A 13,015-nucleotide genomic window follows, 5' to 3' on the forward strand; every position below is an offset into this window, starting at 1 on the left:
ATCTATGGCTAGTCCGCACCCGACCCTGGCCCAGCTGCGCGCCCTCGTCGGAGTGGCCGATCACCGGCACTTCGGCCGCGCCGCGGCGGCCCTGCACGTCAGCCAGCCGACGCTGTCCAGCGCGGTGGCGGCGCTTGAGCGCACCCTGGGCGTCCAGCTCGTGGAACGCACCACCCGCAGCGTCCTGCTCACCGGGCTCGGGGAGGAGATCGTCCGGCGGGCCCGGGGGGTACTGGGTGCCGTCGACGACATCGGTGAACTGGCCATCCGGGCCCGGGAACCCCTGGTCGGTGACATCCGTCTTGGGGTCATCCCCACGGTGGCCCCCTACCTGCTCCCACAGCTGCTGCCGACGCTGCGGGAACGGTGGCCGCAGGCGCGGCTGCGGCTGCGGGAGTCTCAGACGGCCACCCTGCTGGCGGAGCTGCGCGGCGGTGCGCTCGATCTCGCGTTGCTCGCTCTGCCCACCGATGAGCCGGGGACAGCCGAGATCCCGCTGTACGACGAGGACTTTGTCCTCGTCACCCCCGCGGAGCACCCGCTGGCGGGTGGCGTTGCCGTGCCGGTCGCAGCCATCGGCGGGCAGGACCTGCTCCTGCTGGAGGACGGGCACTGCTTCCGGGCCCAGGCACTCGAGGTCTGCCGGGAGGCAGGGGCACGGGAGCGTTCCACCCTGCGTGCGGCGAGCCTGTCGACGATCGTCCAGATGGTCGCCGGTGGCCTGGGGCTGACCCTCGTCCCCGCCGCCGCTGTCGGAGTCGAGGTCGGCGAGGGGCGGGGCCTGGCCGTCGCCACGTTCCGCCGGCCCGCGCCGCACCGGCGCGTCGGCCTGGCCTACCGCTTGACCTCGGCCCGCGTGACGGACTGGAACCTGCTCGCCGCCGAGGTGCGGGCCGCCCTGCCGGGGACGGGTCTCGCCCTCGCCCCGGTGCCGGCCGCGGCGGTCTGACGCGCGCCCTCGGCGGGCTCCGGGGAACGCGGCAGGCCGGCCGCGAGCGCACGCCACTGTGCCACTGGCAGCGGATCCGTCTCGGCGGATTGCCGGCTGACAGCCGCGAGGATGTCATGCCATTCCTGCAGCGTGGTCACGATCGCGGGCTGGTCGCCGAGGTGCTCGAGGAGCCCCTGGGAGTGCGTTCAGCCGCGCGACCAGCCGGGGCAGGGCGGGATGCCGCGATGCCCGCACCGTCGCCCGGCTGTGGTTTCGTGCGGGCGGAGCTGGGCAGAAGGACTTTGGGCTCATTGTCCGTCAGCGGACAGGGCCAGGGTCCCGCCGGCTCGTCTTGATGAGGAAAACTGATTCGAGGGGATGGCGGGACCGCCGTGCTTCGCGGCCTCCACACCTGCCCGGGTGCTGTGTGCCCAGGCGGTGGCCGTCCCGGAGAGGTCGCGCCGGTTGTTCACCGTTCCGGCGGTTGCGGAACAACCCCGAAGCAGTGGTCAGTGTTTCCCGCCGCGGCCGATTTACCCGCCGACGACCAGGGAGACGGCGATGGAAGTGTTTGACCGATAACAGCTGATTGTGTGGTCGAATCGAATGATGTCGAAATGATATTGACGAGTGGAGGAACATCATGGCATTTCCGGTGCGAAGCAGCCAACGTCCGGCCCCGGTGATCAGGTGGGATCCGTTCCGGGAGATCGAGGACGCCTGGACCCGGATGGGAAGCCTGCTCGATGAGGTCGTCGGTGGCGCGGAAGGCCGACCGGTGGGACTGCTGGCCGCCGCCGTCATCCCGGTCGACATCGAGGAGACCGACGATGCCTACATCGTCGAACTCGAGCTCCCCGGGGTGCGCGGCCGCGATGTCTCGATCGACCTGCAGGATAACGAGCTTCGGGTCACCGGTGAGATCAAGGAGCGGGAACGGAAGGGCGTGCTACGCCGTCAGACCCGCCGGGTGGGCAGGTTTGAACATCGCATCGTGCTGCCGGGCGAGGTGGACCCGGAGTCGGTCAGTGCGTCGCTGGACGACGGGGTGCTGACGATCCGGCTCGCCAAGTCCAGGAAGAGTCAGCCCAGGCACATCGAGGTCACCGGCGGCAGTGGCGGCGGCAGCTGACCCGGCGGCGGGGCCGCTGCCCGCGTGTCCGCTATCCCCGGCGGAGGCCGTGCCCGCCTGGCCGCGGCGCCGTGGTGAATCCTGAATCCTGAATCCTCCATAAAACTACACCGGACAACCGGGTGTGGGCAGTTAGGATACTTACAACTACACAATCCCTACCAGAATGGTAGATTATTAAAATTCCCTCTGGACTCGCAACGGAATGGTCGTTAATGTTGCATCCGTTGTCTACGGAGGAGGGAAATGATCAACATCATTGGTGCGGGCTTCGGGCGCACCGGAACGCTTTCGCTCAAGTTGGCCCTCGAACAGCTCGGTTACGGCCCTTGTCATCACATGGACGAGGTCCTCGCGCACCGAGAGACCATTGCCGCATGGACGAGTGCCGCTGAAGGCGCTCCTGTGGACTGGGACTCGCTGTACGGCCGTAAGAGTTCGGTGATGGCGTGGGTGGGCGGGCCGAAGGCCCGGCCGGTGTTGCCGGTCGGGTGGTTTTCGGCTTGTGGGTGGGGTTAGGGCTCGGGCCCGTCGGGTGGGCCGTCCTGGGGTGGGTCGGTGCTGGGAGGGCTGCCGGTCTGGGTGGTGGTCTGCCAGGTGAGGAAGGGTTCGAGGGCGGGGCCGGCGGGTGCTTTCCCGCCGGCTGTGGCGCAGGCGTTCAGGTAGCCGGTCAGGAACGCGAGGGGTTCACGGCCGTTACGCTCCGCGGTGGCGACGATGGTCCAGACCCGGGCGGCGAGGTGCGCGGCCCACTCAGCGTGTGCGCCGTAGTAGTTCTTCCGCCCGACGACCGGGGTCCGTAGCGCTCTCTCGGCAGCATTGTTGTCAAGATCCAGGTCGGGGAAGTCCTGGTGGCGGGCCAGCCCGTCCCATTCCCGGTCCAGGGTCGCCAGGACCTTCTTCGCCGCCGGGTGCAGGCTGTGGATCGCCGCCTCCGCGCGCCGCGCCGTGTCGATCGCCCTCAGCGCGGCCTCGAACGCGCCGGCGGCCTCGCGGTAGCCGCCGGTTGTGGGCTGCTCGGCGGCGAGGGCGCGGTGAGCGAGGTAGAGCATCCCGATCCGGGCGACCCACTGGTCGGCCCAGTACCGCAGTTGGGGGTGGGCGTCCCCGGCCCGGATGAAGTACCGGCGGATGTGTGCCCAGCACCAGAGCGGGTCGACTCCGTCGACGCGGCCCAGGGACTGGTAGACGGTGTAGAAGTCCGACGAGACGACGAGGCGACGTCCGTCGGACAGCGCCCCGGCGGCCCGGTCGATCCCGAAGTGCTTCTCGACCGGGGCAGCCGAGCGGGTCGGGTCCATCCGGAACACCACCGTGTCGGCGGCGACGAACACCCACAGCCACCAGCGGGTCCCGTCCTTGCCCTCGACCCGCTCGAACACCCGCCACGTCGTCTCGTCCGCGTGGACATGACCGGCGGCGGCGTTACGCGCCACGATCTGCTCATCGAGCCCGCCGAGCAGTCCATGCACGTCCTTCAACGCCCCACACAGAGTGCCCTCGGCAACACCGAGCCCGGCGGCGGCCAGCGCCCGAGCGATCCGGTGCAACGGCAGGCCCAGGACATACTTCTCGTAGAGAAGGCGGGCGAGGAACCCCGCGGTGAACCGGCCCTTGGGAATCGGTTTGGGTGGCACCGGCGCGGTCACTGTCCGCGGCCCCGGACATGTGCAGCACCGCCGATACCGCCGCCGCCGATGCACGATCCGGGTGATCACGACCTGCCAGTCGACCTGTTCGCTGTCGTCGGTCCCCAACGGCGTGAACGCCACCCCACACCCGGGGCAGGCACGGTCGACCTCGGGCACATCATGGATCTCCTCGCGGGTCTGCAGATGCGAGTAGTCCCGCCGGCCATGCCCCCGGCTCCCCGGCCGCTGCCCGCGTTGACGCGCCGGCCGGCCGGCATCCCCACCGCCCGAATCCTGCCGATCTTCTGGTTTCTCATCCACAGCCGACGACGGGCCGGTCTTCTCCGAGGAACGACCGAACAGCATCCGGGACAGCACCGCGACCTGCTCGCTCAACTCCTCGACCCGCAGCTGCAGCTGCCCGACACGGGCCTCGGCTTTCTCCGCACACTCCTCGGCCCGCTCGGCACGCCCACGCCAGTACGCCACCTCGGTGACATCATCGGTGACAGACAGAACAGACACACCACCCAGGACACATCACCAGCGTCCTCGGTATCAGGAACTACACCCGACGTATCACGAAGAGCCCACAACCCCCCACCAGCATCCCGCGGACACTCCGCCCGACTCCCGCCACAGCCACGACACCGCCACACGGCGGAACCAGCCCCTCCACGCCATCGCCGAATACTTACGTACGGCCAGTACAGATCGACAGTCGATTGGCCGGGAGCCCGGTTCTGGCGGGAGCTTGCGGACCACTACCCGTCGGCTCGAGTGATTCTTACGGTTCGCGACCCGGAAAAGTGGTATGACAGTGCGCGGAGCACACTGTTCCAGGCGATATCGAACCGACCGGCGCGAATGAGCGCGGAAGCCATGCGCGTGATCACCATGATGAATCTGGTGGTGTGGGACGGTGTCTTCAAGGGGCGTTTCGCAGACAAGGACCACGCCCTACAGGTCTTCGCGGAGCACAATGCCGCGGTGCAACGCGAGATCTCAGCCGACCGTCTGTTGGTATTCGACGTCGCCCAGGGGTGGGGGCCCCTGTGCGACTTCCTCGGTGTGCCGGTTCCGGGGGAACAGTTCCCCCGACTGAACAATCGAGAAGCCTACGCGGCGAAACACCGTGAACGTGTCGTCGCGGCCATGAGCGCGAGTGGTGTCCAGCCGTGAACCCGCCCAGCTCGGTGGCTGAGGCGGGGATTCCCGGCCCGGCGCGGTCCCGGGCACGTGCGCATCCCACGGCACCCGGAGCCGGCCGCCGGCGTGGAGGATCAGGAGCGGCGGGCGCGTAGCACCCGAGTGAGGACGTCCGGTCGCAGCAGGGCCGACGGCGGTTCGACCAGATTGATGATTCGCATGAACACCCGGGCCACCACCGGGTCGGTATGCGCGGCGGCGTGCACGTGGGGCAGATAGGCGTTGACCAGCCTGATCCGCGGGGTGCGCCGCCCCTGCACCTGTGGGTATCCTAGATCATTTCCGGTGGCCAGAGCCCAGGCCAAGTCGGCGGGAACGGCCGCGGCGGTGAAGAACCGCCGGGGCAGATCGGCGTCGGTGCGGGCGGCGGGTGGGCCGAGCGCGTCCGGCGTGTCCCGCAGGGCGTCCCGCAGCGCCAGCGCCTGCTGGGCCGCGACCGTCATCCCCTGGGCGTACAGCGGGTTGAGGCTGCACACCGCGTCCCCGAGGGCGACGAAGCCGGCGCTGGGCTCGCGCAGGCGTGCGTACGGGCGTCGCACCGATCCGCGAAAGCGGTAGGGGGTCGGATCCCCGAGCGGCTCGGCGTCGGCGATGAGCCGGGCGATGTCGGGAGCGGGCAGGGTTGCCGCGAAGCGGGCGAACCCGTCCGGGTCGGTGGGCGGATGCTCGCCGAGCATGCCGGCCAGGGTGACGATCCACCGATCGTCCTCCTGCGCGACGGCGCCACCGCCGCGCAGCCCGGGGATCGTCGAGATGATAACCGCACGTTGGCCGTCGAGGTCGCTCGCGCGTCGCCGGTAGACGCGGGATGCGTAGCCGAGGTCGACGTCGACCTGCTCGCGCACGGGCACGGGCAGCCCGTGCGCGGCGAGCCAGTCCGCTGCCCGGGAGCCGCGGCCGGTCGCGTCGACGACCAGCTCCGCCTCGATGACCTCGCCGCCGTCGAGGTGCGCATCCGCAGGGCGTACCCCGCCGGGCCAGGTGCTGCTGTCGGGCCGGGTGCCGTTGGCTTGGGTGCCGTTGACTCGGGCGTCGTCCGGCCGCGGGCCACTGTCGAGGCGTTCGACCCGGACCCCGACGATCCGGCCGGGTTCGTCCGGACCGCCCGGGCCGGGCCGGCCCACCAGCCCAACGGCGCGCACCCGCTGCAGCAGGCGGACCTGGGAACGGGCGAGTACGGCCTCCCGCAGCACGCTCTCCAGCAGCGGCCGGCTCGCCAGCAGGGAGGTGAGCCCGGTGTCGGTGGGGTACAATCGCCGCCCGCGGACGTACCACCGGGTCTCGACGAGCATGTGGGCGCGAGGCGCGCCGTGGCCGGTCACGGTGTCGGTGAACCCGGGGAACAGCTCCTCCAGGCACAACCGGCCTCGTTCGGTGAGGGCGTGCAGATGGGATCCCTGCGCGACGCCGCGGCGAGTACCCTCGGTGGTGAGGTCGTCTCGTTCGATGATCGTCACCCGGTCGAAGAACTCGGCCGTCACCCGGGCCGCGAGGAGCCCGGCCATCCCGGCGCCGAGGACGACGGCGTGCCCCCGGCTGCCGCGGGGCGGCCGGGAGTCCGTCAGGGCCGCGGAAGTTGACGTTCGGCTTGTCCTGGCGGCTGTCGCTGAGCGGCTCCAGGCAGCTCCAGCTTCTCGACCCGCGTCAGCAGCGTGCGCAGCAGGTGTCACATGAACTCCCTCTTGCCCGGTCTCTCGCGCGGTGCATGGAGCAGGTGCCTGGAGCAGGTTCATGGAGCCAGAGCAGCCATGAGGTATTGGCGGCCCGCCGGATCGACTCGTGGGTTAATCTTCCCGGAATCCTGGGCGAGAACATCATAAAAATCCAAGGACTTCGTCGTGGGCGCCATAGCCTGTTCCCATCGATCGATGGGATGACGTAATGACTGGCCGTTGATATTGTCGAACCAACTGTGGTGAAATAGAAACGAGTCCGCACAGGTCGACGGGACCGGGCCAGGGGAGATTCCAGCATGGCGACCTCCGACACCATCGAGAACGCGCACAGCTTTGACGTATTCCAGCACTATGAGCGGCTGCAGTGGAAGCTGGTCGACCTGCCGCTGGACGAGATCCGCAGGGATCTTGTCCAGCCCGAGTATATTGCGCTGGTCAAGGGTGCGGTCATGGGTGAGGCCACCTCCATCGCGGCGGTGCACGGCTTTCTCAACGAGTTCACCGACGATTACGACTGCTCTGCCTTCGTGAACATCTGGGGCTACCAGGAGCTCCAGCACCACTACGCCTTCCGGGCGTGGCTGCAGGCGGTGGACGCCCAGATCGACCAGCGCCGGATCGAGGCGTTGCGCGAGCCCTACGTGCCGGGCACCACGCCGAGCGCCACTTTGATCACCAACGTCATCTCGGAGATGACGGTGAACACGGTCTACCGGACGATGTCGGAGTGGGTGCGCGAGCCGGTGCTGGCGGACCTCATGCTGCGCGCCAGCCGGGACGAGGCCGGTCATGCCCGGGAGTTCATGTACTTCGCGAAGCGCCGGCTGGAGCGGAATCCGCACGAGCTCGTGTCCGTGTTGGAGACGTTCCACTTCTACATGTCGAACAACCGGATCAAGCATCCGGTGGGGGAGTTCAAGCACCGCCTGCTCGAGGATCTTCAGGGCCACGAGACCATTGACACCGCGTTCGAGGTGTTCTTGCGGGTTTCCGAGCCGGATACGCTGGAACAGCTCCAAGTGAAGATCCGCAAGGCGCTCGGCAGCGTTCTCGGCCGGGAGTTCAACCGGAACTCCGACATCCGGCAGGCGTTGGTGGAGGCGATGCCCTGACCGCTTCGGCGATCGAGTTCGTCAGTACCGGGCCTGACGGTGCCGGGTTTGCCGGTACCGGGCCTGTCACGAACGGATCCGGTAGTTTCCCGTGCGGCCATCCACGCGGACGCGTCCCAGCCGGGACGCGTCCGCGTGATCGTGCGCGTGATCGTGTGGCGGCCGAGTCGTGGGGAGCTGAGCACGGTCCAGGGATCGCGGACCGCGCTCAGCTCCCGCAAATTCACCGGCCGCCGGTTCGTGGGACGGCCACTGCTGCTGCGCTGGTCCTGGCAGGGACCTACGGGGTGTCCAGGGTCGTCGACCGGCAGGCGTCGACGAAGCGAACCAGTTCGTCGACCTTGTCGGTGCGGACGTCGACCGCCCGGTTGACCACTCGGATGAGGTGCGGGTAGGCGTCGGTGTGATCGTAGCGGGCAGTCTCGGCGATCCGCAGGGCCCAGCGCCAGTAACCCCGGATCGTGTCGGCCAGTGGCATCCGGAAGTGCGCGATAACCTCCCGGATCGGCTCGATGACGGCGTCGCCGTGGCGGCGCAGGTACCGTTCCACGATGTCGGCCATGAAGGTGAAGTGCCGGGCCTCGTCCTTGGCGAGCCGGTTCAGCAGATCGGCCAACACCGGATCGCCGACGACCGCCCGCAGCTGCTGGTAGTACAGCTGGGTCGCCTTCTCCTGGACCAGGGCGTAGGCGAACAGCGAGACCGCGTGGTCGTGCGGCAGTTCGAAGTGCTTGCGCCCCTCGGTCGCCAGTTCCCGCCGCAGCTCGTCGGGATCGGCGATGCCGGCGGCGACCTGGTAGCGGAACAGTGCCCGGGCGTGGCTGTCCTCCTCCTGCGCCCAACGCACGGTGAAGTGGTAAAGCTCCCGGTTGTGCACGAAGGTCTCGACGTCGACGTCGGGGTTCAGCGGGAAGGCCCGCTCGTACACGCCGAAGTAGCCGGGCAGGTGGTCCTCGATCAACGTGATGAACCGGACCGCGGAGCGCTGTCCCTCGGTGAGCCGACCGGCGTCGGCGTTCTCCCAGGCGAACGTCGATTCGACGTCGAAGCGGCGGGTGGTGGAACCCGCCTGGTGGAAGGCGATGACGGCCGCCTCGACCTCGGCGGGAGGAAGCAGCGGCGCCAGGGCCGGGCGTGCGGGGGCTCGCGGTGGTTCGACGCCGCGGGCCTGGCCGAACGCCGGCCGGAGAATGTCGGATGCCGTCATGATGTGGATCCCGTTCCTCGCTCGGCGGCGGTCAGCGTGCCTTGCGGCACACCAGCGCGTAGTGCTTGGTGGTGTAGCCCCAGCCGGCGTTCGCGACCTCCAGATAGCGGCGCAGCGTCGCGGCCGTTCCCGGGCGGATCGCGTCGATCCGCTCCGCGGCCGCGTCGACGTTCACCAGCCAGTCGTCGATGGTGCGCCGGTAGTCGTCGGTGAGATCGTCGAGGCTCGCCAGGGAGAAACCGGCGTCCTCGGCGCCGGCGACGAGGTCGGACAGCGGCCGCATGTCCCCCCAGCCGAAGATCGATGCGCGGACGAACTCGGTCCCTTCCCGATGGTCGAACGCCGCCCGGGTGGCCGCGTTGCGAAAGCAGCTTTCCGACACGTACAGCCGTCCGTCGCGGCGCAGCAGCGCCCGGGCCCGCCGGAACACGACATCGAGGTCGGGCATGTGCACGATCGAGCCGAGCATCGTCACCGCGTCGAAACTCCCCGAGGGCAGCTCGACCGTCTCGAAGTGGCCCTGGATCGTGGTGACGCGGTCGCTCACGCCGAGCTCGGCGGCTCGCTGCGCGATGTAGGCGTGCTGTCGCCCTGCGGGGGAGACCCCGACGACCTCGGCTTCGTACTCGACCGCCATGAACAGCGTCAGCGAGCCCCAACCGCATCCGATGTCGAGGACGCGACCACCGCGGCGCAGGCCGAGCCGATCGGCGACGAAGTGGAGCTTGGCGATCTGCGCCTGCTCGAGGGTGTCGTGCTCCGTGCGGTAGAGACCCGAGCTGTACTTGCGCAGGGGATCGAGGAACAGGCCGAAGACCTCGGGCGGCAGGTCGTAGTGCTGATTGGTGTCGCTCGTCGTGGGTTCGGTGCTCGTCGTGGGTTCGGTGCTCGTCGTGGGTTCGGTGGCGAGGCCCGCCGCCGCCTCCGGCGCGGTGGTGACGGGCGAGCTCATGCGGCCTGCACCTGCAGCGCAGCCTGGACGACGTCGGCGACCTCGGCGACGGTGACCGCCGAGAAGACGTCATCGTCCTCGAGTTCGACGTCGTACTCGCGTTCCACCCGGGCGATCATCCGGAGCACCTTCACCGAGTCCGCACCCTCCACGGAGCGCAGATCGGCGTCCGCAGCCAGGTCCTCGATCGGGATGCCGAGCTCACGAGCGACGATGGCGGTGACGGTGGTGACGATCTCCGTATACGACACGGACATTCAGTGCTCCTCTGAGGTGGGGAGGCCGGCGGCGGTGGACCCGGTGGCCGGTGGTCTGGTGAGCGTCGCCGCCAGCGCCTGCGCGACGCGGTCGGCCTCGGTCGGATTCAGCATCATCCGGTCCCGGGCGGTGTCCATCGGGGTCGGGCGGTAGGTCGCGCTTGCGGTCGCGAGCAGCGTCCCGGCCTCGTCGAGGAGCTCGGCCTCGGCGTGCACCAGCCCGTTTGCTCTGCCGCCGCTTACGCCGCCGGCCGTGCCGCCGACCGGTGCCGCGTCCCCGCGGCCGGGGGTAGCATCCGGGACGCCGCGCAGCCGGGCGACGCAGCGGTATTCGGCGCCGACGCTCAGCGGGGCGAGGTAGCGTACCCGCAGCGCGGTGGTGAACGCGGTGAGCCCGACCTGCAGCACGATCAGATTGCCCATCGTCTCATCGACGATCACTCCGATGAGGCCACCGTGCACGACGCCGGGATAGGACTCGTGCCGGCGTTCGAGCCGGAAACGGGTCGAGATGCCGTCGGCGTGGGCGGAGAAGCGTAGTTGCAGCCCGTGCGGATTGTGCGGCGAGCAGCCGAAACACCGATAGTCCGCGAGCACGGACCACGGCACGCTCAGGTAGTCCTCCGGATCGTCGGCTTCCCGCGGGCCGTCAGGGCTCGGCGTCATCAGGTGGCTGTGCATCGGGCTCCCTGGTCGATGGGCGCGGAACGCGGTGGGTGTGCGGAATTGGACGCTGGGCTTGCGGGTCAGAGCACGCCGCGCCCGACCAGGTCGCGTACCGCCAGCCGTTGGAATTTGCCGCTGGAGGTGCGGGGCAGCGCGCCGGGCTCGACCAGACGCACCGTCACCGTGGACAGCCCCAGCGCCGCAGTCGCCGCCATCCGCAGGTCGGTCGCGAGTCGGGCTCGGTCCGCGGGCTCGGTCAGCGCGGTCTCGCCGACCACCGTGACGCCGCCGGCAGCCTTCGCTCCGGTGGCGTCCGGAGGGCTGCCGGCGGCGTCCGGCTGGTCGGGGGAGCCGAAGGCGACGACGCGACGTCGGTGCACGCCCGGAAGGTCACGCACCGCCGCTTCGGCGTCCTCGGGGTAGTAGTTCACGCCGCGTATAATGATCATTTCCTTGTCCCGGCCGGTCACGAACAGATCGTCGCCGCGCTGGAAGCCGAGGTCGCCGGTGCGCAGCCAGCCGTCCGCTGTGAAGCCCCCGGTCGTCAGGCCCCCCGCGGTGAGGTAGCCCGAGGTGACCGAACCACCCCGGATCTGGATCTCGCCCACCCGCAGGCTCGGCGCCAGACCGTCGCCGAGCGGATCGGCCAGGACGTCACCGTGCAGGTCGGCGATGCGAATCCGGATGTCGCGGACCGGCCGGCCGACGGCGACCAGCCCCTTGGCGCGCGGATGCTCGCGCGGGACCTCCGTCACGATTCCCTCGGCGGCGAGTCGGTCCCGGTCGACCCAGGTGACCACGGGGGCGCGGCCCAGCGGCGGGAAGGCCACGGCCAGGGTGGCCTCGGCCATCCCGTACACGGGGAACATCGCCGTGGGGGCGAACCCGGCCGGCGCGAAGTGGTCGAGGAAGCGCTCGACGCCGACCGCGGAGACCGGCTCGGCTCCGTTCAGCGCGACGCGCCACCGGCGCATGTCCAGCCCGGGTACCTCGTCTGGGTCGATCGCCCGGACGAGGTCGTCGTAGGCGAAGTTCGGCGCCGGCGAGATCGTGGCGCCGCTGGCGAGGAACGAGCGCAGCCAGCCGGCGGGGTCACGGACGAAGTCCGCCGGGGACCAGACGGTCATCGGGATGCCGGTCATGATCGCGCTGAGGGTCGCGAACAGCCCCATGTCGTGGAACAGCGGCAACCAGATTCCGCCGTGATCGCCTTCACCGAGCCGGATGCCGTCGATGATCGCGCGGATGCCGCACAGCACGGCGCGGTGGCTGAGCACCACGCCCTTCGGGGCCGCGGTGCTGCCGGAGGTGAACTGCACGATCGCGACGTCGTCCGCACCCACCGCACCCACCGCACCCACCGGGCATTCGGGACCCGGATGTGGCTGGCGTGTGGGCGTGGCGGGACCGACGTCGCGGACCAGGTCAGCCGCGGGGAGGAACCGGAGTCCGCCGAGCCGGTCGGCCGTGCGGCGCAGGATGGCCGACACTCGGCCGCCGGTGACCACCCGGTGGATGCCCGCGGCCGCCGTAGTGCGCGAGACCCGGTCGGCATAGCCGTTGAGGTCGTGCGCGGTGGTCGGCAGTGGCAGCGGACAGGCCGCCGCGCCCGCCCGACTGATCGCGAAGAGCGCGAGCAGAAACTCGGCCGAGTTCGCGGCCAGCACCCCAACCCGCTCGCCGGCCTGGACCCCGTCCGTCGTCAGCGCGGCCGCGATGATCCGGGAGGTGGCCGCGAGGTCCCGCAGCGAGATCACCTCGTGGGTGGACGGGAACGTGACGGGCGTGTCGGGATGCCGGGCGGCCGCGACGTCCAGTGCGTCGTGCAACGTCTCGGCGTCGAGCGGCTCATGGTGCCCGCGAGCGTCGGTCGTGCCGGTCGGGTCGGTCGGGTGGCTGCCGTGGGTCGCGTGGGTCGGCCCGCCGGTCGTCGCCGACCGTGGGGGGCCCGGCCGCGGATGGAGAGTCGGAGACATGGGCGAGATGGCGGAGGTGGGCGAGGTGACCTCGCTCCGGATGGCAGGCATGATCCGCGCTCCTGTCTTCCGCGTCCGGGTGTCTTCCGCGTCCGTGCGACGGATGGGGCCCGGCCGGCACCGAGGCGACGGCGGCCGAACAGCAGCCGATCGGGCCGCCCGTCGGGTGTACTCGCCCGTCGGGTGTACTGATCTCTGTCCGTCGGGTGTACTGATGATCGGATGTGCTGATGAATGCCGCGGGCGGCAGGAAAAGGCTCGTGGGT

General features: G+C 69.9%; 12 protein-coding genes. 5 read left to right on the forward strand and 7 right to left on the reverse strand.

Going from position 1 to position 13,015, the window contains the following annotated elements; translation table 11 throughout:
- The first annotated feature begins 4 nt into the window (after positions 1-4).
- The 3 genes from FRANCCI3_RS09640 to FRANCCI3_RS26850 all read left to right on the forward strand — a co-directional run bounded on the left by FRANCCI3_RS09640 (position 5) and on the right by FRANCCI3_RS26850 (position 2,582).
- On the forward strand, positions 5-949 hold the full coding sequence (locus FRANCCI3_RS09640) for a LysR substrate-binding domain-containing protein (RefSeq protein WP_011436355.1): 945 nt from the start codon (positions 5-7) through the stop codon (positions 947-949).
- Between the two features lie 625 nt (positions 950-1,574).
- Positions 1,575-2,063: an Hsp20/alpha crystallin family protein gene (locus FRANCCI3_RS09645; protein WP_011436356.1), complete on the forward strand. Its 489-nt coding sequence runs from the start codon at positions 1,575-1,577 to the stop codon at positions 2,061-2,063.
- A 246-nt stretch (positions 2,064-2,309) separates the two neighbouring features.
- On the forward strand, positions 2,310-2,582 hold the full coding sequence (locus tag FRANCCI3_RS26850) for a sulfotransferase (protein WP_085949868.1): 273 nt from the start codon (positions 2,310-2,312) through the stop codon (positions 2,580-2,582).
- Here FRANCCI3_RS26850 and FRANCCI3_RS09650 read toward each other — a convergent pair.
- Positions 2,579-4,219 carry an IS66 family transposase gene (locus tag FRANCCI3_RS09650; RefSeq protein ID WP_011434743.1) on the reverse strand — a complete coding sequence of 547 codons (1,641 nt, stop codon included), beginning with the start codon at positions 4,217-4,219 and terminating at the stop codon, positions 2,579-2,581. The two genes, FRANCCI3_RS26850 and FRANCCI3_RS09650, sit on opposite strands and share 4 nt — an antisense overlap.
- 165 nt (positions 4,220-4,384) lie before the next feature.
- On the opposite strand from FRANCCI3_RS09650, the gene FRANCCI3_RS09655 reads away from it, so the two are divergent.
- Positions 4,385-4,876: a sulfotransferase family protein gene (locus FRANCCI3_RS09655; RefSeq protein ID WP_167534329.1), complete on the forward strand. Its 492-nt coding sequence runs from the start codon at positions 4,385-4,387 to the stop codon at positions 4,874-4,876.
- A gap of 101 nt (positions 4,877-4,977) precedes the next feature.
- Here FRANCCI3_RS09655 and FRANCCI3_RS09660 read toward each other — a convergent pair whose 3' ends face one another.
- Positions 4,978-6,408: a hypothetical protein gene (locus FRANCCI3_RS09660; protein WP_023841709.1), complete on the reverse strand. Its 1,431-nt coding sequence runs from the start codon at positions 6,406-6,408 to the stop codon at positions 4,978-4,980.
- 467 nt (positions 6,409-6,875) lie between these two features.
- On the opposite strand from FRANCCI3_RS09660, the gene FRANCCI3_RS09665 reads away from it, so the two are divergent.
- Positions 6,876-7,691: a ferritin-like domain-containing protein gene (locus FRANCCI3_RS09665; RefSeq protein ID WP_011436358.1), complete on the forward strand. Its 816-nt coding sequence runs from the start codon at positions 6,876-6,878 to the stop codon at positions 7,689-7,691.
- 280 nt (positions 7,692-7,971) lie between these two features.
- Here the strand turns inward: FRANCCI3_RS09665 and FRANCCI3_RS09670 are convergent, their stop codons facing one another.
- From FRANCCI3_RS09670 to FRANCCI3_RS09690, 5 genes are all read right to left on the reverse strand, one after another.
- A complete protein-coding gene (locus FRANCCI3_RS09670) occupies positions 7,972-8,898 on the reverse strand; it encodes an acyl-ACP desaturase (protein ID WP_011436359.1) in 927 nt (308 codons plus the stop codon).
- Between the two features lie 31 nt (positions 8,899-8,929).
- Positions 8,930-9,850: an SAM-dependent methyltransferase gene (locus FRANCCI3_RS09675; RefSeq protein WP_011436360.1), complete on the reverse strand. Its 921-nt coding sequence runs from the start codon at positions 9,848-9,850 to the stop codon at positions 8,930-8,932.
- Positions 9,847-10,107 carry an acyl carrier protein gene (locus FRANCCI3_RS09680; protein WP_011436361.1) on the reverse strand — a complete coding sequence of 87 codons (261 nt, stop codon included), beginning with the start codon at positions 10,105-10,107 and terminating at the stop codon, positions 9,847-9,849. Before FRANCCI3_RS09680 ends, FRANCCI3_RS09675 begins: the two co-directional genes overlap by 4 nt.
- Positions 10,108-10,788, reverse strand: coding sequence for a PaaI family thioesterase (locus tag FRANCCI3_RS09685; RefSeq protein ID WP_011436362.1), 681 nt, complete (start codon positions 10,786-10,788; stop codon positions 10,108-10,110).
- A 65-nt stretch (positions 10,789-10,853) separates the two neighbouring features.
- Positions 10,854-12,800: an AMP-binding protein gene (locus FRANCCI3_RS09690; protein ID WP_011436363.1), complete on the reverse strand. Its 1,947-nt coding sequence runs from the start codon at positions 12,798-12,800 to the stop codon at positions 10,854-10,856.
- Between the last annotated feature and the right edge of the window lie 215 nt (positions 12,801-13,015).

The organism is Frankia casuarinae (genome assembly GCF_000013345.1).
GTDB classification, from domain to species: Bacteria; Actinomycetota; Actinomycetes; order Frankiales; family Frankiaceae; genus Frankia; species Frankia casuarinae.